Source organism: Actinomycetospora sp. NBRC 106378 (assembly GCF_030269685.1).
GTDB lineage: Bacteria > Actinomycetota > Actinomycetes > Mycobacteriales > Pseudonocardiaceae > Actinomycetospora.
In genome coordinates, this window is sequence record NZ_BSTT01000002.1 from 110,176 (window position 1) to 136,209 (window position 26,034).

Annotated in this window: 14 protein-coding genes and 1 pseudogene; 8 read left to right on the forward strand and 7 right to left on the reverse strand. The window is 72.8% G+C overall.

Features of this window, described 5'->3' with window-relative positions; translation table 11 throughout:
* Window positions 1-182 precede the first annotated feature (182 nt).
* From QSK00_RS04860 to QSK00_RS04885, 6 genes are all read left to right on the forward strand, one after another.
* A complete protein-coding gene (locus tag QSK00_RS04860) occupies window positions 183-2,282 on the forward strand; it encodes a hydantoinase/oxoprolinase family protein (RefSeq protein WP_285589494.1) in 2,100 nt (699 codons plus the stop codon).
* A gap of 3 nt (window positions 2,283-2,285) precedes the next feature.
* The gene (locus QSK00_RS04865) at window positions 2,286-4,592 is read left to right on the forward strand and encodes a hydantoinase B/oxoprolinase family protein (RefSeq protein ID WP_285588156.1); all 2,307 of its coding nucleotides are present in this window, start codon (window positions 2,286-2,288) and stop codon (window positions 4,590-4,592) included.
* Window positions 4,589-6,196 carry an FAD-dependent monooxygenase gene (locus tag QSK00_RS04870; protein WP_285588158.1) on the forward strand — a complete coding sequence of 536 codons (1,608 nt, stop codon included), beginning with the start codon at window positions 4,589-4,591 and terminating at the stop codon, window positions 6,194-6,196. Before QSK00_RS04865 ends, QSK00_RS04870 begins: the two co-directional genes overlap by 4 nt.
* Window positions 6,193-7,764 (forward strand): (2,3-dihydroxybenzoyl)adenylate synthase, encoded by a 1,572-nt coding sequence (locus QSK00_RS04875; protein ID WP_285588161.1) that lies wholly within the window; start codon window positions 6,193-6,195, stop codon window positions 7,762-7,764. Before QSK00_RS04870 ends, QSK00_RS04875 begins: the two co-directional genes overlap by 4 nt.
* A complete protein-coding gene (locus QSK00_RS04880) occupies window positions 7,761-8,519 on the forward strand; it encodes a maleate cis-trans isomerase family protein (protein WP_285588164.1) in 759 nt (252 codons plus the stop codon). The genes QSK00_RS04875 and QSK00_RS04880 overlap by 4 nt, the downstream gene beginning before the upstream one ends.
* Window positions 8,520-8,630: 111 nt before the next feature.
* On the forward strand, window positions 8,631-9,344 hold the full coding sequence (locus QSK00_RS04885) for a DUF4253 domain-containing protein (RefSeq protein WP_285588166.1): 714 nt from the start codon (window positions 8,631-8,633) through the stop codon (window positions 9,342-9,344).
* 274 nt (window positions 9,345-9,618) lie between these two features.
* Here the strand turns inward: QSK00_RS04885 and QSK00_RS04890 are convergent, their stop codons facing one another.
* A complete protein-coding gene (locus QSK00_RS04890) occupies window positions 9,619-9,954 on the reverse strand; it encodes a hypothetical protein (protein WP_285588167.1) in 336 nt (111 codons plus the stop codon).
* 15 nt (window positions 9,955-9,969) lie between these two features.
* On the opposite strand from QSK00_RS04890, the gene QSK00_RS04895 reads away from it, so the two are divergent.
* Window positions 9,970-10,254 carry a hypothetical protein gene (locus tag QSK00_RS04895; protein WP_285588169.1) on the forward strand — a complete coding sequence of 95 codons (285 nt, stop codon included), beginning with the start codon at window positions 9,970-9,972 and terminating at the stop codon, window positions 10,252-10,254.
* Between the two features lie 78 nt (window positions 10,255-10,332).
* Window positions 10,333-11,271: an amidohydrolase family protein gene (locus tag QSK00_RS04900; RefSeq protein ID WP_285588171.1), complete on the forward strand. Its 939-nt coding sequence runs from the start codon at window positions 10,333-10,335 to the stop codon at window positions 11,269-11,271.
* A gap of 1,364 nt (window positions 11,272-12,635) precedes the next feature.
* Here the strand turns inward: QSK00_RS04900 and QSK00_RS04905 are convergent.
* The 6 genes and pseudogenes from QSK00_RS04905 to QSK00_RS04930 all read right to left on the reverse strand — a co-directional run.
* Window positions 12,636-13,007: pseudogene (locus QSK00_RS04905) on the reverse strand (FHA domain-containing protein); the annotation flags it as partial.
* Window positions 13,008-13,041: 34 nt separating this feature from the next.
* Window positions 13,042-19,692 (reverse strand): hypothetical protein, encoded by a 6,651-nt coding sequence (locus QSK00_RS04910; RefSeq protein ID WP_285588172.1) that lies wholly within the window; start codon window positions 19,690-19,692, stop codon window positions 13,042-13,044.
* A gap of 30 nt (window positions 19,693-19,722) precedes the next feature.
* Complete coding sequence (locus QSK00_RS04915; protein ID WP_285588174.1) at window positions 19,723-20,085, reverse strand: hypothetical protein; 363 nt, start codon at window positions 20,083-20,085, stop codon at window positions 19,723-19,725.
* Window positions 20,086-20,498: 413 nt separating this feature from the next.
* Window positions 20,499-22,478: a serine/threonine-protein kinase gene (locus tag QSK00_RS04920; protein ID WP_285588176.1), complete on the reverse strand. Its 1,980-nt coding sequence runs from the start codon at window positions 22,476-22,478 to the stop codon at window positions 20,499-20,501.
* Between the two features lie 174 nt (window positions 22,479-22,652).
* A complete protein-coding gene (locus QSK00_RS04925; protein WP_285588178.1) occupies window positions 22,653-23,336 on the reverse strand; it encodes a hypothetical protein in 684 nt (227 codons plus the stop codon).
* Window positions 23,333-25,954: a helix-turn-helix transcriptional regulator gene (locus QSK00_RS04930; RefSeq protein ID WP_285588179.1), complete on the reverse strand. Its 2,622-nt coding sequence runs from the start codon at window positions 25,952-25,954 to the stop codon at window positions 23,333-23,335. The genes QSK00_RS04925 and QSK00_RS04930 overlap by 4 nt, the downstream gene beginning before the upstream one ends.
* Between the last annotated feature and the right edge of the window lie 80 nt (window positions 25,955-26,034).

Below are 26,034 nucleotides of genomic sequence, written 5' to 3' on the forward strand. Positions count from 1 at the left end.
TCCGGGGCGATCGACGACGGCTCCGATGATGGCTCACCGCCAGTCGTCACACGAGCCCCACGAGCACCAACCAGCACTGCTCCACAACTCCGCCCTTGACGAGGCTTCGCCAGTGTCAGATAGTCGACGCCACCGTCAAAGTCGTGGCGCGGGTCACGAGCGAGTTCAACGAGGAGCACCGCATGGCCTACGTGATCGGCGTGGACGTGGGCGGGACCTTCACCGACGCGGTCCTGGATGACGACTCCGGGTCGGTCATCGCCGCGAAGGCCCCGTCGACACCTCCGGACTACTCGCAGGGCGTGCTCGACGTCCTGGAGCTGCTGGCCGAGCAGCTGGGGCGGTCGCTGGAGGAGATGCTGGCCGAGACCCACCACATCGCCCACGGCACCACCTCAAGCCTGAACGCCCTGGTGCAACGGAAGGTCCCCGACGTCGGGTTCCTGACGACCAAGGGTCACCGCGACTCGATCTTCATTATGAACGTCGAGGGCCGATACCTGGGTCGGTCACCGCACGAGCTGCAGCACGTGCTGGCCCAGGACAAGGACCACTACCTGCTGCCCAAGCGGCACGCCCTCGAGGTCACCGAGCGGATCGACCGCGACGGCAACGTCATCGTCGCCCTCGACGAGGACGAGGTCCGCACGCAGGTCGAGAAGCTCCGCAGCGAGGGCATCACCGCCATCGCCGTCTCCCTGCTCTGGGCCTTCCGCAACCCGGTCCACGAGCGCCGCATCCGCGAGATCGTCGCCGAGATCGACCCCGACATCTACGTCGCGCTCTCCAGCGAGGTCAGCCCCCGCATCCGCGAGTTCGCCCGCAACTCGACCACGATCATGTCGACGCAGGTCGGCCCCGGTCTGCGCGACTACCTCGCCAACCTCGAGTCGAGCCTCAAGCAGAAGGGCCTCGGCGGCCCGCTGCTCGTCATGCAGTCCAACGGGGGAGCGGTCGCCGCGGGCGAGGCCCCGCAGCAGGCCATCTCCACGGTCGGGTCGGTCCTCACCGGCGGCGTCATCGGCTCCGTGCAGCTCGGCCAGAAGCTCGGCCACCGCAACATCATCTCCACCGACGTCGGCGGCACCACGTTCCTCGTCGGGCTCATCGTCGACGGCGAGCCCGAGCGCGACACCACCACCGTCATCAACCACCACCCGATCAACGTCCCCACGCTCAAGGTCCACGCCATCGGCTCCGGCGGCGGCGCGATCGCGTGGGTCGACGCCGGCGGCAACCTCCGCATCGGTCCCCACAGCGCGCAGGCCGTCCCCGGCCCCGCCTGCTACGACCAGGGCGGCACCGAGCCCACCAACACCGACGCCAACCTCGTCCTCGGTATCCTCCCGACGACGGGTCTGCTCGGCGGCCGCAAGGCGCTCAGCCTCGAGAAGGCGAAGCAAGCCATCAAGGCCAAGGTCGCCGACCCCCTGGGCCTGTCCGTCGAGGACGCCGCGGCCGCCGTCCACGCCGCGCAGAACGCCCAGACCGGCGACCTGCTGCGCAAGAGCGTCGTCGAGGCCGGGCACGACCCGCGAGACTTCGTCCTCTACGCCTTCGGCGGCTCCGGCCCGGCGTTCTGCGCGAAGTACGCGACGCACCTCGGGGTCGACGAGGTCGTCGTCCCGCTCGGCCCGGTCGCCTCGGCGTTCTCCGCCTACGGCCTCGCCGCGTCCGACATCGCGCTCGCCCAGGAGCTCTCCGACCCCGCCCAGCTCCCGGTCGACGCCGTCCGCGCCGAGAAGAACTTCGCCCAGCTCGAGGACCAGGTCCGCCAGGGCCTCGACCGGCAGGGCCTGAAGTTCGACCGCGTCGAGATCGTCCGCGAGATCGACATGCGCTATGCCATGCAGCTGGCTGAGGTCACGGTCCCGGTCGCCGACGGCCCCGTCGACGCCGGTGCGCTGCAGGATGCCGCCAACCGCTTCGAGCAGAAGTACGCCGACCTCTACGGCAAGGGCACCGGCTTCTCCGCCGCGGGCATCCAGGCCATCACCTACCGCGTGCGCGGCCGCGGCGTCCTGCCGTTCAGCCCGGAGCTCCCGCCGCTCGAGCGCGCAGACGGAGCGGCCCCGACGTCGGGAACGAGGCCCGTCTACCTCGAGATCGGCCAGGGCTTCGTCGATACCGCGATCTACGACTACACGACCCTGCGCGCGGGCCACGTCATCACCGGACCCGCCGTCATCGAGGTCCCGACGACGACGGTGGTCGTCCCCGAGGGTCGCACCGGCACCGTCGACGAGCTCGGCAACCTCCACATCAAGAAGACCGGAGCCTGATTCATGACGATGGCCGTCCCCGGCTCCGAGCACTTCGCGAGCCGCCCGATCGACCCCGCCACGCTCGCCGCGCACCTGCCGGAGAGCCTGCCGATCCACACCGTCACCCAGGAGCAGATCGACGCGCTCGACCCGCTGACCTACGAGGTCATCCGGCACCGCCTCTGGTCGGTGACCGACGAGATGGGCGAGGCGCTCAAGCGCATGTCCGGCTCGCCGATCGTCACCGACGCGAACGACTTCGACTTCGCGGTCTCCGACGAGCTCGGCCAGGAGGTGCAGGTCGGGCTCTACAACACGATGCTCGTCGGCGCCGTCGACCTCGCCATCTACTGGACCCTGCAGCACCGCTCGGTCAACCCCGGCATCGCCGAGGGCGACATGTTCCTCACCAACGACCCGTGGGTCGGCGGCGGGCTGCACCAGAACGACGCGATGGTCTACCAGCCGGTGTTCTGGGAGGGAAAGCTCTTCGGCTGGACCTCCGCGATCGCCCACCAGGCCGACCTCGGCGGCGTCGGCCTCGGCTCCTTCTCCCCGGCCGCGCAGGACGTCTTCTCCGAGTCGCTGCCCACCCCGCCGATCAAGGTCGTCCGCGACGGCGTGCTGCAGGACGACGTCGCCGACGTCTGGGTCCGCCGCTCCCGCGTGCCCATGATGATCGGGCTCGACCTCCGCGCGAAGGTCGGCGCCAACTCGGTCGGCCGCGACCGCCTCATTGCCGTCATCGAGCAGTACGGCGCCGACACGGTCAAGGCCGTGATGAAGCGGATGATGTCCGACGCCGAGTCGCGCCTGCGGGGCAAGCTCATCGACCTTCCCGACGGCAGGTGGCGCGCCACCGGCTACCAGGACCAGTCCCACACCGGCGACCGCGGCCTGCACAAGATCACCGTCGAGATGCGCAAGGCCGGCGACCACCTGACCTTCGACTTCACCGGCACCGACCCGCAGTCCGGGGTCGTCAACTGCACCTACGCCGGAATGCGCGGCGGCGTCATGCTCGCGCTGCTGCCGATCCTCGCGGGCGACATCCCCTGGTCGGCCGGCGGGCTCATGCGCTGCTTCGACCTCGTCGCCGAGGAAGGCACGATCAACAACGCGAGCTTCCCGGCCGCCGTCGGGCGCGGACCGATCGGGCCGGCCTGGCTGACCGGCAACCTCGTCGCCGAGTGCCTCTCCCAGATGCTCGACCAGGCGCCCGAGCTCGACGCGCACGTCCAGTCCGCCTGCTGCGGCACGTGGGACACCGCCGTCATCGCCGGGCTCGACCAGCGCGGCGCGGTCCCGACCCCGTTCCTCTCCATCCTCATGGACCCCATGGCCGGCGGCTACGGCGCCCAGCCGCAGGCCGACGGCATGGATACCGGCGGGCTGTTCTGCATCCCGATGGGTCGCGTGCCCGACGTCGAGATGACCGAGTTCCTCTACCCGGTCCTCGCGCTGTGGCGTCGTGAGGAGCCGGACTCGGGCGGTCCCGGACGACGCCGGGGCGGCGTTTCGGCGTCGATGGCGGTCACCCCGCACGGCACGAGCTTCCCGATCGGCCTCGTCCTCGCCTCCAACGGCAAGGCGGTCAGCCAGAACAATGGGCTCGCCGGCGGCTACCCCGGCAACACCGGCGTCGAGTACATCGCCCGCGGCGCCGAGGTCACGACGATGCTCGGGTCGGGTCAGCTGCCCGCGGACCTCACCGAGGTCGGCGGCACGGCCGAGCTGCAGCCCTGCTACGGCGAGACCTACGTGGCTCCCGGCGAGGTGTTCACGATGTTCTGGCAGGGCGGCGGGGGCTACGGCGACCCGCTCACCCGGGAGCCGGAGGACGTCGCCCACGACGTGCGCGAGGAGAAGGTCACCGCGGCGGCCGCCGAGCAGGCGTACGGCGTGGTCGTCTCTGCCTCGGGCGAGGTGAACGCCGAAGCGACCGAGACCCGTCGTCGGGAACTGCGGGAAGCCCGCCGCACCCGGGGCGAGAGCGACGGCACGCGGGAGACGATCGACCTGACCGACGCCCGGCGGCTCGACGACAACCTCGTCGCGGTCGGCGAGCAGGTCGCGTGCGTGCACTGCTCGACGGTGCTCGGGTCGGGCGCGGTGGGCGAGCTCGACCTGGTCCGCTACGAGGGGCCGGTCAGCGACGCGGGCCCGCAGGTCGTGGACAACGCGGGGGAGTACGTCGACGGCGCGGTGCACTTCCGGCAGTACTGCTGCCCGGGGTGCTTCACGGCGGTGTCGACGGCGGTCGTGCCGGTCGACCACGTCGACGACGTGACCCGCGCCAGCCGCGTCCTCGCGGACGCCCGCTCGTGAAGCTGGACCGCGTCGCCGTGCTCGGCGGGGGACCGGGAGGTCTCTACGCCGCACGGCTGATCAAGCTCGCGCAGCCGGAGTGCGAGGTCGTCGTGCACGAGCAGGGCGTGCCGGACCAGACGTTCGGGTTCGGGGTCGGGCTCGCCGCGCGGACGCAGCGCAAGCTCGCCGAGGCCGACCCCGCCTCGCTCGACGACATCCTCGACTCCGCGTGGTCGCACGACATGCGGATGCGCGTCGGCGAGCGTTCGGCGGGGATGAGTGTGAACTCGCTGGTCGCCGTCGGGCGCGCCGACTTGTTGCGGGTGCTGCAGCGGCACGCCGAGAACGCTGGGGTGAAGCTGGAGTTCGGGGTCCGGCGCACCGCCGACGATCTGGACGCGGACCTGGTGATCGCGGCGGACGGGGTCGGGAGTGCGACCCGGTCGAGCGGGGACTTCGGGGAGGACGTCGAGGTCGGGAGCGGGTGGTACCTGTGGGCCGGCGTCGACACGGCGCTGCCCCACGCGCTGTTCGCCCCGGAACGGACCGAGCACGGGGTGTTCGTGACGCACGCCTACCCCTACGCGGCCGACCGGAGCACGTTCCTGGTCGAGACGGACCCGGCGACGTTGGAGGCGGCCGGGTTCGACCGAGAGGTGCCGGCGGACTCCTCCGACGAGGAGGCGCTGGACTACCTGTCCGACGTCTTCGCCGACCACCTCGACGGGCATCGGCTGATCGGCAACCGCACCCGCTGGCTGCAGTTCCGGACGGTGCGGTGCTCGACCTGGCACCACGGGCGCACCGTGCTCCTCGGGGACGCGGCGCACACCGCGCACTATTCGGTGGGGTCGGGGACGAAGCTGGCGATGGAGGACGCGATCGCGCTGGTCACCGCTCTCGTCGAGGCCGACGATCTCGAGACCGCTCTGAGCGACTACGAGGCCGCCCGACGCCCCGCCGTGGAGCGGATCCAGGACATCGCCGAGCGCTCCCGCCGCTGGTGGGAGACGTTCCCGGAGCGCCTGGAGCTGCCGGTCGAGCAGCTGCTCGTCGCGTACATGAGCCGCGCCGGGAACGTGCCGCTCGACCGCTTCGCCACGGGCACACCCGACGTCGTGAACGCCGCCCTGCAGCAGTGGGCGGGGGAGTCGCCTCCGGAGGGTCAGCCGTGGCCCACCGCTGACACTGGACGTCAGGAGCGGGACACGGTCGGGTCGCTGGCCGAGTGGGTGCTGAGCCGGTCGCTGCGGCCGTCGACGCCCGGGCAGGACCCGGAGGTCGACGACCCGACGGTCGGCCCGCGGGGCTTCGACGCCCGGGTCATCGCCGATGATCCGAGTGCGCTCGACGCCACGGTGCTCGACCTCGGCTCCGACGCCCGCCCGTCGGGCTCGGAGGACGTCGTGGAGGACGCGGTCCGGCGCGGTGCGGCCATCATGGACACGGTCTGGCTCACGGGCGCCGACGACCGGCCGAGCGTGCTCACCCGCCTCGAGGTCGCGGAGCGGCTGCGACGGCGGACGCCTGCGCTCGTCGTCGTCGCCGGGCCGGAGGCGTTCCGCGAGGACTTCGCCGACGGCCTCGCGGCGGACCGGACGCACCTGGTGGCGCTGCGATGAGCCTCCTCGGCACGAAGACGATCGCCGACGAGTTCCATGCTGTCGCCCTGGAGCACCCCGACCGCGACGCCGTCGTCGCCGCGCAGGGTCGCCGGACCTACGCCGAGCTCGACGGCGAGACCGACCGCATCGCCGTCGGCCTCGCCGAGCTCGGGCTGCGGCCGGGCGACCCGGTGATCGTGCAGGTCACGAACCGGCTCGAGACCGTGATCGCCTGGTACGCGATGCTCAAGGCCGGGCTCGTGCCGGTGGCGACCCTCGCCGCCCACCGCGGCCACGAGATCGCTCACATCAGCCGCGCGGTCGGGGCGCGGGCGCACCTCGTCGAGGCCGGGACGCGCGGCATCGACCTGGTGGAGTTCGCTCACGAGCAGGGTCGGGACCACCCGTCGATGCACCACGTGCTGGTCCTCGACGAGCTCGTCGGTGCCAAGACTGCCACCGACATCGACCCCGACGAGGCCCGCAAGCGCGTCGAGGAGATCCAGCGCTCGATCGACCCGGCCGGGATCGCGGTCTTCCAGCTCTCCGGTGGCACCACCGGCGTCCCGAAGCTGATCCCGCGCCACCACGCCGAGTACTGGTACAACGCCCGCGCCTACGCCGACGTCCTCGGCTGGACCGCCGACGACCGCGTCGGCCACCTCATCCCCGTCATCCACAACGCCGGGGTGGTCTGCGGCGTGCACGCCCCGCACAGCGTCGGCGCCTGCCTGGTCCTCACCGACCACGACCTCGACACCGCCATGCCCCTCCTCGTCGCCGAGCGCACCACCTCGGTGCTCTTCGGTCACGTCCACTACCGCGCGCCTGCGCACCCGCTCTACGACTCGCTGGCCCAGACCCTGCGCGTCGTCGTGCTGTCCGGGGCCAAGGTCTCCGAGGAGCTCTTCCTGACGACGGGTCGCGGCGGGGCCTGGGTGGGTCAGCTCTTCGGTATGGCCGAGGGCATGTTCCTGGTGACACCGCTGGGCACCTCCGCGGAGCTGCGCCGCGACACGGTCGGCGTGCCGATCTCGCCGGCAGACGAGGTGCGCCTCTTCGAGCCGGGCACCGAGACGGAGGTGCCCGACGGCGAGGTGGGCGAGCTCTGCTGCCGGGGTCCGTACACGTTGCGCGCCTACTACGGCGTCGACCGGCCCGAGGCGTTCACCTCCGACGGCTTCTACCGCACCGGCGACCTGGCCGCGGTCCGGCTTCTCGACGGCCACCGCGCGATCTCGATCGAGGGCCGCATCAAGGACCTCATCAACCGCGGCGGCGAGAAGATCAACGCCGAGGAGGTCGAGCTGCTGCTCCTCGCGCACCCGCACGTGGTGGAGGCGGCGCTCGTCGCGATGCCCGACCCCCGCCTGGGCGAGCGCGGCTGCGCGTTCCTCACGACGGACGGGACCGACGTGACGCTGGAGGACCTCCGCGATCACCTGCACCGGCTCGACGTCGCGAAGTTCAAGTGGCCCGAACGCGTGGAGCTGGTCGCGGCGTTGCCGCGCACGAAGGTCGGGAAGCTCGACAAGAAGGCCATGACGGCCGACATCACCGCACGCCTGTCGGGAGAGAACGCGTGAGCCACCACCGGATCGGGATGATCGTCCCGAGCTCGAACGTCACGGTCGAGACCGAGATCCCGGCGCTCCTCGCCCGGCACCCCACCGAGACGTTCTCCTTCCACGGCAGCCGCATGCGCATGCACAAGGTGACGCCCGAGGAGCTCGTCGCTATGAACGCGCAGCGCGGCCGGTGCGTCGACGAGCTGGCCGACGCCGGCGTCGACGCCCTGCTGTACGCGTGCCTCGTCGCCGTCATGGCGCAGGGGCCGGGGGAGCACCGTCGGGTCGAGTCCGACGTCGCGGAACAGCTCGCGGAGCGCGGGCTGTCGGCGGGGCTGGTGTCGTCGGCGGGAGCGCTGGTCGACGCGCTGGCAGCGCAGTCGTGGGGCCGGGTCGCCCTGGTGATGCCGTACATGCGGCCGTTGGCGGAGCAGGTCGTCGCGTACCTCGAGGCCGAGGGGATCGAGATCGTCGACTGGGCCGCGCTCGAGGTCGGCGACAACACCGAGGTCGGCTGCATCCCGGGCTCACGGGTCGTCGACGCTGCTCGGGGGCTCGATCTGTCCCGCGCCGATGCGCTGGTCATCTCATGCTGCGTGCAGATGCCCTCGCTGCCGCTGGTGCCCGTCGTCGAGCAGGAGCTCGGCCTGCCCGTGCTCTCCGCCGCGACGGCGGGTGCGTTCTGCCTCCTGCGCTCGCTCGGGCTGCCGCCGGAACTTCCCGACGCCGGGTCGCTGCTGGCTGCTCGGTCCGAGGTCGCTCGAGCGGGGTGACCTCGCTCCGCGGACCGTGCCGCAGAACTGGTGCCGTCGGCATCGGTTCTGCGGCGTCGGATCGGCGCAGAAAGATGGAACCGATCGCGTGCGGCGTCAGTCAGTGCCCATGTGAAGACCGAACGCGAACCCGTCCCGAAGCTGCTGGAACTCCTCGAGGAGCCCGATCCCTCGCTGTACCGGCGGCTGCTCCGGGACGCAGGGACATCAGGCCGCTGTCCGGTCCTGCTGAACGACGGGACGCTCGACCGCTGCGATCAGGAGGCGATCGACGAGGACCCGGAGCTCGTCGACGCGAATCCGTACACCGTGCTCGCGGACTGGTGGAGGGGGCCGTGCCTGCCCGACTGCCCGTGTGACGAGCCCCTGCTCGCAACGCTGCCCGCGCCGGTCGGCTCCGGGCGGGATCTGTCCCGGCACCACGCGACGGTCGCCTCCGCGACGGGCTTCGCGCGAGCGGCGCAGGGCATTGCGCGCATGGGCGTGGTCGAGGCGGCGCGACCGGCCGACATCCCGCTGGCGCTGCGGTGGTCCGGCATGTGCAACTACCAGGACCGCGATCTGCCGCGGGCGACCGCCGTCCTCCGGAGCTGGGAGGACCGCTTCGGGGCCGTGGTGGCGTTCGTCGGGCCGGACACGCTGCTGCTCTCGGTCGCCCGGCCACCGCGCAGCCGCGAGGAGTGCACGTCGGTCGCCGCGGAGCACTTCGCGTTCTGTCCCGACCAGGTCGACCCGCAGGTCGAGCTCCGGACCACTCCGATCCCGCTCTCGGAGTACGCGGAGTCCATCCGCGGCGAGACCCTGTGGCGGTTCTGGTGGGACTGACATCGCGCGTCCTGCGAGTAGCCGCCGCCGTCTGTGCGGCCGTCGTTCTGATGCTCGGCGCGCCCGGCGTCGCGTTCGCGCAAGCGGCGGGCCCGTGGGGAGCGTGTGGACGAGGAACCGACGAGCAGAAGACGGTGCAGACCTTCCCGGCCCCCGGCGGCGAGTTGGCACTCCTGTGCGGGGGACCGCGCTTCAGCCCGACGCCGACATGGGGCTACCGACATCTCCCCTGGAGGCACAAGTCGGACTTCGAGGGGGCCGCGGGTGGGACTTATCAGAACTGGCGCGACGTCGCCGATCTCGCCATGCGCACCATCGCCGCGGATCCGGACGCGACGTAGCCTGCGCGCGGGGACCAGACCTGCCGATCGCGGGTGCTGTTCCTGAAGGATCTACGGACGAACCAGGTGGTTCGGCAGGTCATCTTCACCATGTACTCCCAGAACGGAGTGAACAGGATCAACACGGTCTTCCCGAGCAATCGCCAGTGCGGGCCGTTGTGAGCCGAAGCGGCGATCTCCTCGACGAGCTGGTGACCGCTCTCCGGCAAGAGGGCCTCGACGCCCGGTCGGCCGAGGGAGCGGACCGGTTCGTCGTCGGCACGACGCATCGCGGGGACCTCGCCGTGCCGGCCTCGGTGCGCATCCCGGTGGTCGACGGGCAGGAGTATCTGCGGGAACTGAAGGAAGGGTGGGACGGGGACGACCCCGAGGAGTACGCCTTCGGCATGCTGGTGATGCTCCTCGTCGAAGCGTTGAGCACGGTCCACGACGGCGAGAACAACCTGGTGACCGAAGTCGAGCTGCGGCGCGGTCTGGAGGGGCGGCTCGGGCTGCACGAGACCCGGCTCGAGAGTGGTGCGCCGTTCCTCCCGCCCGGGGGCCCCTACGGCTGGAGCGCGGAGCGCTAGGTCGCCGAGGCGGGTGTGTGGTGCGCAAGATCCCTGTGCACCACACACGGCACTCGATGACCTAGCGGGAGGACCACGATGAGCACCGGACGGATCGACGTCCACCAGCACCTCATCCCGGCGCGCTACCGGAGCGCGCTGGAGGAGCGGGGGCTGACGGCGGGCGGGTGGCCGACTCCGGACTGGGACCCGGACGCGGCGCTCGCGATGATGGACCGCCGCGGGATCGCGACGGGCATCTTGTCGATCAGCGCGCCGGGCGTGCACTTCGGGGACGATGCCCAGGCGCGGGAGCTGGCGCGGGCGGTCAACGAGGAGCACGCCGAGCTGGTCCGCAGCAACCACGACCGATTCGGGCAGTTCGCCGTGCTCACGCTGCCCGACGTCGAGGGTGCTGTCGCGGAGGCCGTCCACGCCCTGGACGTGCTGGGCGCCGACGGGGTGGTGCTGCTGTCCAACGCCGGCGGGGTCTACCTGGGCGACGCCTCGCTGGACCCGTTGTGGCAGGCGCTCGATGAGCGGTCCGCCGTCGTGTTCGTGCACCCGACCGCCCCGCCCGGCCTCCCGATGCTGCCGGGACTGCCGAGCCCGCTGCTCGACTTCCCGTTCGACACCACACGCGCGGCCCTGCAGATGGCGACCCGACAGGTCCTCGCCCGGCACCCGCGGGTGCGCGTGATCCTGTCGCACGCGGGCGGGTTCGTGCCGTTCGTCGCCAGCCGGCTGGCGGGGGCCGCGCGGTTCACCGAGGGGGTCACGGAGGAGGACATCGTCGAGGAGCTGCGGAGCTTCTACGTCGACACCGCGCTCTCGGCGACGCCCACCGCGCTGCCGTCGATCACCGCGTTCTTCCCGCCCGGCCACGTCCTCTATGGCAGCGACTTCCCGTTCGCGCCCGAGTCCTGGGGGACCACGTTCGACCACGTGCTCGACGAGGCGGTCGCGGCTGGCGACCCGGTGCTGGCCGGGGTCGACCGGTCCTCGGCGGAGGTGGTGTTCCCGCGGCTGGCTGCCTGATCCGCGACGTCGGGTCCGGTCGCCCGGGCCTCGCGTCGGCGCCGCCACCGGTGCGCGAGGGACCGGGCCCTCGGGTACCAGACGGGGAAGAAGACCAGCGCGAGAACGATCGCGATGAGCACCGTCAGGAAGGGTTGCGGGATCTCCTCGCGGGCGAACGCGCCGACCCGGCTGTTCCACGTGAGCGCGGACAGCCCGAGCATCGCCCAGAGGCAGACCATGGACAGCGCGCCGAAGACCGCGAGTCCGAGCTGCTTGGCGCCCGGGCGCCGGCGAGCCTTCACGTCGGACCACAGCTCGTGGGTGAAGTAGTCCTTGGCCTCCTCCTTGAGCCGCGGCGTGCGCAGGGCGTCGGCGAGCGCCTGGTAGCCGTCGAGCGGCACGAGGGGGATGAGGTTGTAGAGCGTGTTGAAGTACAGGCCGAAGGCCAGCGTGTAGGCGACGCCGCCGACGCGGGGGTCGGGGGAGAAGGCCGCGACCAGGCCGGCGGCGCCCGCGATCCCCGTCGTCGCCAGCGGCCCGCAGACCGCCACGACGATGCGCGAGTAGGAGGTGCCGAACCACATGTCGGAGGTGTCGACGAAGGCGAACGGCATCCCCATCATCAGGAGGAAGCCGCCGCGGTTGACCCGGCGTCCGTAGGACTTCACGGCGAAGGCGTGCGCGAGTTCGTGCAGCGTCGTCGCCAGGACGTATCCCGCGACGACGACGGCGCCGCCGATCCAGCCCGCGCCCCCGACGTCGAACAGAGCGCGGTGCTCGCCGGCCTTCCAGAACCCCCAGAGCCCGCCGAGGGTCAGGGCCCAGACCACGAACACGGCGAACGGGGTGAACATCCGCCACGCGAACGCGTGGTAGGCGCGCTCGAGCAGGGGGTCCAGGCCGCGGATCGAGACCTCGACGCGGATCAGGTTCTTGATCACCGCCTGCGTGAAGCGCCGCCAGGGCGTGAGCTCGGGCGCGGTGTCGGAGAGGCCGCGGACGAGCCCGGCGTCGGCGAACGTCCGGACGGAGCCCTCGATGCGCGGCAGGGCGAGTTCGCCGTAGTGGTCGAGGTAGGCGAAGAGCAGGTCGCGGATGCTGGTCTCGCCGTCGAGCCGGTCCCAGACGAAGACGTCCTTCTCGTCGAGCGAGAGGTAGGCGTTGGTCCGGGTGTTGCGCAGGATCCACACCTGTTCGCCCTGGTGGTCGGGCATCCGCTTGAGCGCCCACCCCGAGCGGCGGCGGGGTGTGGCGTTCAGCGGCTCGGTGGCCGTCGTCGCCTCGTCGTCGGCCGCCTGCTTCGTCCCGAGCATCGTGTGCTCGGTGCCGCGCAGCTGGGTCCGGGCGCCGATGTGCGTGGCGCGGGGCTGGGCGAACGTCAGCGGGACGTCGCCGACGTGGACCACGGCCTCGTCCGAGAGCACCGCGGAGTCCGATCGGAGCTCCATCTCCGCACGCCCGCGGTGGGTCACGGCCGAGCCGTTGAACGAGCCGAGGTCCTCGTACCGGAAGCCGTTCGCCTCGCGCACGATCCTCGCGTGGTGGCGGGAGACGCTGCCGTCGTCGAGAACGATGTCGTTGTAGGGTTCGCGGCCGATCGTGGTGACCGGCTTTGTCAGCGACGCGGTGGTGTCGCCCCAGCGCAGTTCCGGGGCGTCGAACTGCGCGACCTTCGCGCCCTTGCGGGCGGTCCCGCAGCGCAGGCAGTACGGGAAGTCGCGTCGGGTCCGGATGTGGCACGCCTGGCACAGCATCAGGTCCGCCTCCTCGTCTGCGTGGGTGCGCCGGTCACCAGTTCCACGGCAGGACCTTCCCGGCGTCGTGGATGATCGAGGTGCCGATGTCGTCGACGGCCTTCACGGCGTCGCTCAGCCCGTCTCCGACGGCGCCGACGACGTCGCTGACTCCCTCGGAGGCGTAGCCGGCGACCTTGGCGACGTCCCCGGTGACGATGCCGGCGTCCTTCAGCGCGCTGCTGGCGACGTCGCCGACCGCGTTGCCCACCGTCGACCCCAGGACGTCGCCGACCGATGAACTGAGGGCGTGGTCCGTCCAGTTCGACGCGTCGTGCGTCGCGGACTGGATGGTGTCGCCGAGCTTCACCTCGTTCTTCCCGAGGAGGTCGGCGACCCCGCTGACGAACTCGACCCCGTGCGCCGCGTAGTCGACACCGCCGAGCCCGGTCACGGCCTCGACGGCAACGTTCTGCGGGTTGATCGACCCGCTCGCATGGGCGTTGACCCCGACCCCGAGGGAGGCGTCCCCGTCGAAGCGGAAGCCGATGTTGTCGGTCGACAGGTCCACCCCGCCGTGGGCGCTCGCCGCGAGGCCCACGTCGGCCCCGGCACCGACCGACGCCGTGGCCACACCGAGGTCGGCCTTGCCGTCCACAGTCACGTGGGCGCCCGCGACGAAGGAGAAACCGCCGTCGAGGTCGACGCCGGTGAGGCCGGCCTTCCCGACGACCTGCCCTGCGATCTCCTCGCCGAACCGGGCGGAGGCGTTGCCGATCAGGGTCATGTCGTACCCCGTGACCGAGCCGTGCGCCGCGACGTCCGCCCCGAGCCAGGCCCGGCCCGCAGCCATCGCGGAGACCGAGTCACCGGACACGGTGGCCGTGGCCAGGCCGCCCACCCCGCCGGCGACCTCCCCGGACACGGTCCCGGCCGCGGTGATCCCGTCGACCGTGGTGGAGCCGTGGACCGAGCCGGACAGACCGAAGGAGTCCTGGAACGACGTCGAGTAGGTGTGCGTGCCGACGGCGTTGCCCAGGAGGTGGGCACCGTCGCCGGCCCAGTCGGTCAGGTTGCTGCCGGTCATCAACTGGTCCAGCGCGTCGCCGGCCTCGTCGAGGGTGTCGCCCGGGTGGGACAGGGCGTCGCCGGCCGATCCGGCGACGTCCTGTGCGGTGTCGGCGGCGTGCGACAGGGTGTCGGCGCCCTTCTGCAGGAAGTCGTTCCCGGTGTTCTCGAGGCTGCCGAGGGCGTCGGTGCCCTTCTGCAGCAGGCCGGTCCCGGTGCTCTCGAGGTTGCCGAGGGCGTCCGTGCCCTTCCCGAGCAGGTCACCCCCGGCGTTCTCGAGGGCGCCCTGCGGGTCGCTGCCCAGGGCCGTCGTCAGGGTGCCCTGCGGATCACCGAGGGCGTTCGTGAGCGCGGTCTTGCCGTCGGTGAGGGTGTTGGTGACGGCGTTCTTGCCGTCGGTGAGGGTGTTGGTGACGGCGTTCTTGCCGTCGGTGAGGGTGTTGGTGACGGCGTTCTTGCCGTCGGTGAGGGTGTTGGTGACGGCGTTCTTGCCGTCGTTCAGGGCGTTCGTCACGGCGGTCTTCGCCTCGTTCACCGGGTGCGGGGCGGACCGCGCGGCGTCGATCGCGTGAACCGGTCCGACGGTGGCGGCGGCCGGAGCGACCGCTGCTGCCGCCCCGGTCGTCGCAGCCTCGCCGGTGGGGGAGGGGCTGCTCGCTGATGCGGCGTGGGTCGGCTGCGTCACGTCCAGGTTCTCGACGTGGGAGGTCGTCGGGACCGCGGACGGTGCGGCTGTACCGGGGGACGCCCCCTGGTCGACCGGAGAGGCCGAGAGGCCCGCCGACGCATGCGCTGCTGCGTCGGAGGTGGAGTTCGACGTCGGCATCGCGATGAGGCCGGTGAAGGCCGTGCCGCTCGTCGTCGTGGTGGGCAGCGTGACGGGCACCGGGAGGGACGTCGCCGTCGGAGCGCCGAGCGACGACAGCGCGGGCACGGACCCACCGGCGGTGTCGGATGACGATGCGGCGGTCGCCGCGGCCTGGGCCGCCGCGGCCGCGGTGTGCACGCCCGACGTGTCAGTGGTGGGGACCGCGACCAGCACGCCGTCGGGGCCCATCACGACCGCCGGGTCGGTTCCGGTGTCCGCCGCAGTCGACGCGGCCGTCCCCGTGTAGCTCCGGAGGTGCATGACCGTCGGCCCGGTCCACGCCACGGTCTGCGGGGCGGTCGTCCTCCCGGTGCTGTGGTCGTAGATCGTCCGCTGTGCGGTGTTGCTGTAGCCGTCGTGGTGAACGGTGACCACGTTGCCGTTCTGGTAGTCGGCGACGATGTCCTGGTCCCCCTGGTGGTTCGTCGTCACCGTGAGCGTGATGGTCGGGTCCTTCGGATCGGGCATGACGATCGTCGAGTTGCCCGCGGAGTCCTGCGAGGAGATCAGCTGCCCGTCGGGTCCCTGGACCTCGCTGTTCCAGCTGCCGTCGGCGTTGGTGTGCAGCGAGACGGTTTTCCCGGCGGTCGTCGCGTCGTTCTCCGTGGTGGAGTGGCTTCCGTTGACATACATCGTGGTGTTGAGGGTGCGGTCGCCCCCGATCTGCGTCTGCACGGTGGCCACGACGTCGCCCGCGTTGATGGGCGTGTAGGTGGTGGTCTGGACGACCTGGTCGCTCCCCGCGGCCGTGTCGATCTTCGTGACCACGCCGCCGGGGGTCACGGTCGTCCTCGAGGTCGCGCCGTCGGGAGCGGCGTCGTACGAGTTCGAGGATCCGTCGGGGTGTATGTCGGTCTGGACGACGTGGCCCTGGGTGTAGGCGTCGTTCTCGGTCCAGTTGACGATGCCGAGTCCGTCCACGGCGCCGTTGAGGGTCCGGCCGTCGCTGGTGGTCCTGACCATGGTGGCCGTCCAGGCCAGCGGGCTGTCGGAGGCGTTCGGGTTCGGCGTGGTGACGGTCTTGGTCCAGCTGTTGTCCGGGGCGGTGTCGAACCGGGTCGTCGACCCGTCCTGAGCGGTCGTCGTGACGACGGTGTGGCCCTGGGTGGAGGCGTCGTTCTCGGTCCACTGCACGTCGCCGGTGCCCGACGCGACGCCGTTCAGCGCCCGGCCGTCGCTGGTCGTCTGGACGAGGGTGGCCGTGAACTCCAGCGGGCTGTCGGAGGCGTTCGGGTTCGGCGTGGTGACGGTCTTGGTCCAGCTGTTGTCCGGGGCGGTGTCGAGCCGGGTCGTCGACCCGTCCTGAGCGGTCGTCGTGACGACGGTGTGGCCCTGGGTGGAGGCGTCGTTCTCGGTCCACTGCACGTCGCCGGTGCCCGACACGACGCCGTTCAGCGTCCGGCCGTCGCTGGTGGTCCGCACCAGGGTGGCCGTGAACTCCAGCGGGCTGTCGCCGGCGTGCGGATTGGGGGTGACGACGGTCGTCGTCGTGCTGCCGTCGTGGGCGGTGGCGACCTGGGTCGACGACCCGTCGTCGTGGTTCGTCGTGACCAGGGAGCTCCCGTCGGGGTTCTTCACCGTGGTCACTGCGTGCGTGGTGTTCGCGTCGGTGACGTGGACCGTCTGCGTCGTCGCACCGGTGCCGTCCACCGTGGTGGCGTCGACGGTCGCCCCGTCCGCGGAGGTGACAGCCGTGGTGCTGCTGTTGTCCGCCCGAGTGGCGACCTGCGTGGACGAGCCGTCGGGGTGCGCGGTGGTGACGACGACCTGACCGCCGGGGTCCCGTTCCGTCGTCACGGAATGATCGGTCCCGGGGTCCTGGACGTGGATCGTCCGGGTGCTGTCGCTGAAGGTGACGTCGATCGACGACCGGTCGGGCGACTGCACCGTCGTGGACGAGGTGCCGTCGGGCGCGGTGTCGGTCCGCGTGACGGAACCGTCGGCCGCCTGCTTCGTCACGACGACGTGTTGGGTGGTGGCGTCGGTGGCGGTCGAGGCGACCGTCCCGTCGGGTGACGTGACGGTGGAGACGGCCGCGCCACCGACCGCCGTGGATGCTTCGGTCGTCGTCCCGTCGGGGGCGAGGGAAACCGACTGGGAGGAGCCGTCCGGATTCGTATGGGTCTCGGTCCGGGTGCCGTCGGCCCCCAGGGTCTTGTCGACGACGTGCCCGTCGGCCGAGGTCGTCGTGCTCTCGCCGTGCCCGTCGGCGTAGACGACGCTGTGGAAGGCACTGCCGTCGGAGCCCTGGACGTCCTGCACGACCGAGCCGTCCGCGTGGCGCTCGGCGCTGACGTAGCTGCCGTCGGGCGCCTGGTCGGTGTACTCGACGGCTCCGGAGTCGTTCAGCGACTTCTGGATGGTGTGCCCGGTGGTGGCGTCCTGGAGCGTCGCGTTCCAGGTGCCGTCGGCGTACACGTGCTGGTTGGCCGTCGAGCCGTTCGCCAGGTCGGCCACGACCGAGCGGGTGCCGTCCGCGGCCTGCTGGATGGTCGACGTGCTGCCGTCCGCGAGCGTGATCACCCGGTTCAGGGAGCCGTCCGCGGCGACGGTGGTGTCGACCGTCCGGCCCGTCGACGCGTTCTTCGCGACGGTGTCGACGCTCCCGTCGGCGTGGTAGGTGACCTGCGCGGTCGACCCGTTCGCCGCGGTGGTCGTCTCGACACGGGAGCCGTCGGCTGCGGACGACACGACGGTGTGCGGTGCGACGGCGGGTCCTGCCGCGGCGCCGTCGGTGGCGGCGGCGATTCCGGTCCCGGGGTCGGTGGCAGCAGCGTGACCGCCGGCGTCACCCGTCGTCGGGACCGCGGAGTGCTGAGCGCCCTGATCGAGGCGGAGCGCGCCGACGAGGTACTGCGCGACGTCGTCGGCCCACGGGGCGTTCGGGAGGCCGTTCGGGCCGGCCTTCACCGCGGTCGCCACGAACTGGGCCACCCCGTTGATCATGTTGTGGTACTCGCCGCCGCCTTGCGCGGGCCGTCCGTTCATGGCGTCGACGACGGCGCTGCGGAGGTCCTGGGCCCACTGCCCGTCGTGGGCCGCCTGGTCGGGAGCGACCACGTGGTCCGCGGCCGAGGGCGGGGACGACGGGTCGGTCAGGTGGTCGGTGGCCTGGTGGGCGAACGGCTGCTGGGTGTCGGCGCCCGGGGTCGTGTGCGCGCCCGGCGCGACGGTCTGGTGGGCGACGGGCGTGCCCGCGGCGTCGAAGGTGAAGGTCTCGGCGTGCCCGTCCGGGAACCCGAAGACCCGCGTGTGGGAGCCGTCGGCGTTCGCGATGTCGTCGACGCTGAGCCGCACGGTGGCCGAGTCGCCCTGGGGGTCGCTCGTGACCGCCACGGCCCCGCCGTCCGCCGTCGCGGAGATCGTCGTCGAGACCTGGTTGCCGCCCACGTCGAGGTGCTGCACCGTGAACAGGGACTGACCCGGGGTGCCCTGCATCGTCGAGTTCCAGGTGACCTCGGTGGTCGAGCCGGCGGCATCGGTGTCGGCCTCGTGCAGGGTGGTGCCGTCCCACGTCCGGACGACGCTCGAGCCGTCGGTGCCCGCGATCGTCGTGTGTCCGGAGGCGGTGCCCGTGGCGGTCGTGACGACCTCGGAGCCGTCGGTGTCGGTGTAGCTGTCCACCTTCTGCCCGGCCGGGTTCTGGGCCTGGTGGACCTCGACCTGGGTGCCGTCCGCGCGGGTCACGGCGAGGGTGCGGCTGCCGTCGGTGTTGGTCGCGAGGACCTGGCTCGCGACGGTGCCGCCGTGGTACGAGGCGGTCGTCGACGTCGGTGCGGTGAGACCCTGGGGAGTCGTCGTGAGGGCCGGCGCGGCGAGGCTCTGGGTCCCGTGGGCCGCGGGGTCGGAGATCGCGCCGTGGCTCGTCGTGATGGCCGGTGCCTCGGCCGGGGTGCTGCTCGACGAGTTGGTGGGCTGAGCGCCGGTGTGCGCGGTCTCGGTCGCCGAGGCGTGGCTTCCGGCGGACGCGATGGTGGGCGCGGCACCGGCGGCGCTCGTCGTCGCAAGGTGGGTCCCGGCGGACGACGCGGTGGCCGTAGCAGCGGTATCGCCCGTCGTTGCAGCATGGCCGGGTGACGACGAGGCCGTGGGCTCGGCCCCTGCCGCAGCGGTCCCGTTCGCCGCAGGATGTGCCGCGGCGCCGGTCGTACCCGTCGTCGTGGTGGACGTCGCCGGTGCGGGGTCGGTGCTGGACGTGTGGGTCGGCTGGCCGTGGGTCGACGGTGGGCTGTGGGTCGGGGCGGCGGCCGGCACGGTCGTCGGGGTGCCGGAGTTCGTCGTGGGCCCGTCCGAGGAGTGCGTGACGGGCGCGGCGTGGCCGGTGGTCGACGAGTGGTCGGTGGTCGAGGCGTGGTTGCCGGCGGGAGCGTGGCCGGTGCTGGAGGACTGGCTGCTGTTCGACGAGTGCGTCGAACTCGAGGAGTGGCTGGTGCTCGACGCGCTGTCGGAGTGGCTCGGCGAGCTCTCGGTGTGGCTCGACGAGGTCGTGTGCGAGGAGCCGCCGGAGCTGTCCGCGTGCGGGCTGGCGTGGTCACCGCCGGTGGAGCCGTGGTCCATCCCGAACAGCAGCGACGAGCGGGACAACCGCTCCTCGAGCCGACGCGCCCTCCGCGGGCCGCTCCGGTCCACCTTGAGGGCGCCGAGGAACGCGAGGTCGTCGTCGGAGAGCCCGTAGACGGTCCGCGCCTCGTCGGGGGTGTCCCGGACCGAGCGCGCGAACTCGGCGTCGGTGGCCATGCGGGTGATCAGTGACTCGGTCGTCTCGGTCATGGAGGTCTGCTTTCTCGAGGTGCGGCCGGGTCAGGGGCAGGCGTAGGTGAAGGTGCCGGCGGTCTCGGACGCCGGGCCGGGATCGAGCACGCGGAGCGTCGCGACGGCGGCGAAGCGGCCGTGGCCGCTGAACGACCAGTGCAGGTGCACCTGGGTGTCGGTCGCGCCGGAGGCGACCGACTGCGTCAGCACGTCCGTGGGCTGGCCGTCGTTGCGGTTCCACTGGTAGGTGACGGTGCCCGGACGACCGTTGGTGGCGATGGTCCCGACGACGTCGACGGTGGTGTCGCACGCGCCCGCCGGCGAGGTCGCCGTGACCTGCGCGGCGTGGGCCTGGATCGGATCGGCGTCCCGGGTGAGGAGCCAGGCGATCACGCCGGCGACGAGCGCCACGGTGATCAGCCCGCCGATCCAGGGGCGCCGCCGACTCCGGGCCCTCGCGGCAGGTCGGGCCGACCACTCGGGCGAGGCAGTCGGGGTCCGTGGCACCCCCGGCCCGAACCGGACGACCCCCTGGTCGCCCGGCCCGGTCTCGACCGCATCCGGCCGGCGCCGCCCGAACCGGGTCCCGCCGCCGTCGACCGCCGGCTCGGCTCGGCGGCCCACCTGCGTCTCGTGGCCAGTCCCAGCCTCGCGACGACCCAGCCGGGTGTCGTCGGTCTCGGTAGCCGGGGTGCTGACCGCTCGGCGCCCGAGCCGGGTCGCCGACGCCGCTCGCGACGGAGTCGCAGCTCCGTCGTCGGGCGGCGCGCCACGCCGCCCGACGCGCGTGACGCGGGGGTCCTGGTCGGCCTCGTCGTCGCCGCTCACCGGACGATCCCGCCGTACCCGGACCCGGAGCCCGACCCCGAGCCGGTTCCACAGCCGGGGCAGCCGCCGTAGTCGACCGGGTCGTCGGAGCCGCTGCCGGAGCTGGATCCGCTGCCGGACCCGGAGCTGGTCCCGGCGCCACTTCCGGAGCCGGAACCGGAGGTCGTTCCGCTGCCGCTGCCGGAACCGGACGTGGTGCCGGTGCCGCTGCCGGAGCCGGACGTGGTGCCGGTGCCGCTGCCGGAGCCGGACGTGGTGCCGGTGCCGCTGCCGGAGCCGGACGTGGTGCCGGTGCCGCTGCCGGAGCCGGACGTGGTGCCGGTGCCACTACCCGAGCCGGACGTGGTGCCGGTGCCGCTGCCGGAGCCGGACGTGGTGCCGGTGCCGCTGCCCGAACCGGACGAGGTCCCCGTGCCGGTTCCCGCACCCGTCGTCGTGCCGGGTGCGCCGCCTCCGCCGACGGGTGCTCCGCCACCGGTGACGGGCGCACCGGTTCCGGCACCTGTCGTCGTGCCGGGTGCTCCGCCACCGGCGCCGGGCGCACCGCCGGCGACGGGTACTCCGCCACCGGTGACGGGCGCACCGGTTCCGGCACCTGTCGTCGTGCCGGGTGCGCCGCCGCCCGCGACGGGTGCCCCTCCACCGACGACGGGTGCGCCGCCAGCAGCGACGCCGCGGCCGACCGGCGCTCCCGCGCCGCCACCCACACCGCGAGCCTGGTCACCGTCGGTCGTCGCGGTGTCGTCGGCCGGGGCCACCTCGCTCGTCAGCTCCGGGACTCCCGGTGGCGAGAAGATTCCGGCCAGGATGGCGGGCGTGGAGCCGGCCCCACCTCCGATGGCCGGACTGCTCGCGGGCTCGGCTCCACCGGCCGGCCGCGCGAGTCCGCCGGTCCCCGGGAGCACCGGACCCGGACCGGTCACACCGGCCGCGGCGACCGAGGTGACCTCGCCCGACGACGCGAGGGTGGCGACCGTGGCACCCCCGACCAGCAGCGCCGCGACACCGGCGCCGAGCAGGATCCGGAGGCGGTTCCCGGCGAGCGCTCCCAGGGCGGCCGACCCGAGCGTCGTCGTCGCGACCGCCGAGGCACCGACTGCCCCGGCAGCGAGCGGGAACAGCAGGGCGAGCAGGGCAGCGCGCTCGGCGAGGCGACGACGTCCGCGCTCCTCCCAGTCCGCGCCGTACCCCGCAACGGCGGCCGACCCCAGCTCGGCCAGGAAGCTCGTGGCGTCGACCGGTCGGGCGGCCGGGTCCTTCGCGAGCCCCCGGGTGACCAGCTCGCGCACCGGGGCCGGGACGTCGTCCAGCGGGATCGGGGCGTTCTCGTGCTGCCGACGCAGCCGGTCGACGCCGGGCCCCGGGTAGGGCGGTCGTCCGGTGAGGCACTCGACGAAGGTCGCGGTCGTCGCGTAGATGTCGGTCGCGGCCGACGCCGGCGCGCCCGACCACTGCTCGGGCGCCATGTAGGCGGCCGTCCCGGAGCCGGCGACCCCGCGGCCCGCCACGGCGGCGAGGCCGAAGTCGGTGAGGTGGCTTCTGCCGTCGGCGTCGACCATCACGTTCTCGGGCTTGTAGTCGCGGTGGACGATGCCCCGGGTGTGCGCCGCGCCGAGTCCGCGCAGCGAGCCCTGCAGGACGCACAGCGCCGACTCCGGGGCCGTCGGGCCGCGGTCGTCGAGCATGTGCCGCAGCGTCACCCCGTCGATCAGGTCCATGACGATGGCCGCGCCGGCGGCGCTCTGCACGTACTCCCACAGCCGGACGACGTCGGGGGCGTCGAGGGAGGCGAGGACCTCGGCCTCGTGCCGGAAGTCAGCGAGGAACCCGGGATCGCGGCGCAGCTCGTCGGCCAGGTACTTCACCGCCACCGCGGTGCCGGTCGCGTCGTGCTCGGCGAGGACCACCCGCCCGCTCGCCCCGCGGCCCAGTTCGCGGATGTCCGTGTAGCCCGGCGCCGACCACGATTCCTGCATCGAATGCCCACTCCCATCGGCGATCGTGTTGATCGACCGAGATCGTGGAACTCGGCGACGGCGCCGGTCTGCAGTAAGGAGTTACGGCATCCGCTCGGGACTCCGTTCCGTACGCAGCAACCGCAAACCGACGACGATGCCGAGGCAAAGAATCGTCAGGAAAGGTAAATCAGGTCACGACCAGATGGAGAAGTCGTAGTCGGAGTAGCGGTCCGGGGTGCTCCCGGCGTCCTCCCAGCCGTAGCGGTAGGTCCCGACGTGCCAGAGCCGGATCGTCGTGTCGGCCATGATCGGGAAGCCCGCGCGGCGGGCCCGTTCGCAGAACGCGAAGTCCTCGCCGAGGTACCAGTGGCCGTCGCCGTCGGGGACGACGAGCGGGAGGAAGTAGGGCACCGTCGGGGCCTCGAAGCGCTGGTTGCAGACCGGGAGCCCGTCGGCGATCCGCTCGTAGACCGCGCGCCGGGTCAGCAGGAAACCCGTCGGCGCGTACCGGACCTCCAGGAGCCCGCCGTGACCACCGAAGCGGACCTTCGTGGTGCCCTCGAGCAGGTGGCACGCCAGTGCCCGCGCGTTCTTCTTCGGGTAGATCCCGCCGACGACGGGGAGCTCCCACGCGCGGAGGCGCTCCACGTCGTCCGGGTCGAAGACGATGTCGGCGTCGATCCAGAGGAGCTCGTCGAAGCCGTCGGCCAGGGCGTCGGTCGCCATCTGGCTCCGCGCCTGGTCGATCGCGGCGTAGCCCCGGACGCGTCGGACCTCGTAGCCCCGCGCCTCGAGCGCGCGCAGTCCCTGTTCGCAGTCGGGTTCGACGTGGTGCCCGACGGGGACGAGGACGACGCACCGCCCGGGTGGTGTCACCGCGGCTCCTCCGGGGGCACGACCACGGCCACGAACTCGCTCCGGCCGCTCAGCCCGAGCCGGGCGCAGGCGCGGTAGATGTGACTCTCCACCGTCCGCAGCGAGACACCCATCCGTTCGGCGATGTCGCGGTTGGACAGTCCGGCCGCCGCCAGCGTCGCGACCTCCCGCTCGCGTGCGCTCACCGACACCGGCGCGGACGCGGCGGTGAGCGCCGGGGTGCGGGGTCGTTCGCATCGCTCGGCCAGGGCCGTCGCCCGGCGGGATGCTGCCGCGGCCTCGGGGAGGTCGCCCGCCGCGGAGTGCAGGACCGAGGCCTGGGCGGCGGCGTCGGCCGCGACGAGCAGCAGGTCGAGGTCCTCGAGCGCCGCTGAGGTGGCCAGGAGCGCGCGCGGATCCCGGGCGCTCCAGGCGGCGGCGTGGTCGGCCGCGGTGCGGGCGCGGGGGCTGTCGACCGTCCGGGCCAGCGCGGCGAGCGGGGCGGCCTGGGTGCGGTCGCCGAAGCAGACCGCGGTGTGCCGGATGAGGATTTCCGTCGCGTACTGCTGGGAGGCGGCCGCCTCGGTCGCCGCCCGGCCGAGGATGACCAGGGCCGTGGCGGTGGCGCCGCTCGCCGCGTCGACCCAGGCCGCCGCCCAGCCGAGCTGGGGGAGGAGCAGCGGATAACCCGGGTGCTCGTTCTCCCGCGCCTGCTCGAGGGCCGCGGCCGCCGTCGTCGCGTCGCCGGCCATCGCGGCGGCCGCGGCGATCATGAGGTCGATCCACGCGCCGAAGCCGCCGCCGTGCCCGGGGAACGACGGACGGACGCTCGTCAGGAGGTCCACCGCGCTCCGGGGGCGGGCGGTGTCGAGGGCGATGCGGCCGTCGACGAAGACGGCGAAGACCGCACCCGCGTCGCCCTCACCGGCGCGGAACCGGACCGCGATCTCGCGGGCCGCGTCGATCCGCCCTTCCAGGCAGAGCCCGACCAGCGCCATGAACGCGATGTTGGGTCCCATCACCACGACGTCGGGTGCGTCGGCCGACGCAGCGATCGCGGCGGCCGCGGTCGCCTCGACCGACGGCCCGGTCCCGCGGAACGCCCGCACCCCCACCCGGGCCCACCCCGCCAGGGCGTGCGCCGTCGGGGAGGACGTCGGGTCGGCGTCGACCCGGCCGGCGAGCGCCTCGGCCGCGGGCAGTTCGGCGTTCACCATGTGCAGGACCGCCCGGAGGCCCAGGAGATCGGTCGACCCCGCACCGTCCTCGGTCGCGAGATGGTCGTCGAGCAGCGCTATCGCCTCGGCCGGCCGGACGACGTTGTAGTACAGGTTCAGCGTCCGGCCGAGCACGGCCCGGTTGCGCTCGGCGCGGGTGCGGGCCGCGGCGGTCGCGCGGGCGAGCTCGACCTCCGCCTCGTCCGCGCGGTGCATCCACATGACGAGGTGCCCCAGCCCGATCTGGGCGTCGAAGCCGCCGCCGGAGTCCCGGGCGGCGCGGTACAGCCGCTCGGCGAGGTCGACGTCGCCGAGCCCGACCGCCTGGGCCGCGGCGGCGCCCAGCAGGGCGGGGTCGACCGTCCGGTCGCTGTCGAGCCCGAGGACCGCCTGCCGGAGCCGGTCCCCGGTGCGGCGGTCGCCGGTGGCGGCGAGGGCGTCGACGAGCCGACCACGCATGCGGCGCAGCCGGGGCACGCTCATCCGGGCTCGGACCAGCTCGCCGTAGAGCGGGTGCGCGACCCGTACCTCGGTGCGCGCACCGTCGGTGCGGACCCCGATCAGGCCCCGCTCGGCGACCTCCTCCACGGTGTCCGCCGCGGTGAGCCCCTCGAGCATGCCGAGGCCCAGCGGCTCACCGAGGGCCAGGAGTTCGAGGACCTGCCGCTGCTCGTCGGTGAGCTCGCCGATCCGGCGGGAGAGCAGCTCGTCGAGGGCCGTCGACAGGACCGGGCGCCCCTGCCACCGCCACTGGTCGGCCATGAGGACGAGGCGCCCGGCCGCACGTTCGCCCTCGACGAGGTGGCGGAGCCAGAGCGCGTTCCCACCGGTGATGTCCACGAGCCGACGGCGGGCCGCGGCGTCGAGCCGACCACCGAGGAGCTGTTCGGCGAGTCTCGTCGTCTCGTCGTCGGAGAGCGCACCGAGCTCGACCCGCGCCGCGAGGTCGTCCTTCCACAGCAGGGTGATCGCGTCGGGGCAGGGTGTGTCGGTGCGCACCGTCAGGAGGAATCCGGCGCCGCCCCGGACGACGGCCTGGTGGACCACCGCCGCGGAGACCGCGTCGAGGCAGTGGGCGTCGTCGATCAGGACGACGCGGTGGTCGAGGACCGCGTCGACGGCGCCCTGCACCGTCCCGACGTGCGGCGCGGCGGTCCTGTCCGCCGTCACCATCGGGGCCAGGGCGGCCAACGGGACCTCCGCCGCCGCTCGGGACGCCATCGCGACGCCGAGCTCCCCGTTCCCGACGAGCCCCTGGACGGCCTCGCGGGCGAGGCGCGTCTTGCCGACCCCGGCCGGGCCCACCACGACGACGGCGCGGTGCTCGCGCAATGCCTCGGTGATCACCGTCAGCTCGGCCGAGCGGCCGACGAGCTCGATGTCGGCGCCGACGTGCCGCGACACCTGGTCGCCGATGTCCACGCGTTGCCCCCCGGGAACTCCCGACACCGTTCTGATCAGCACAGAAGGTAGGGGCGCGACGGTCCGGCGTCCGAGTCGTT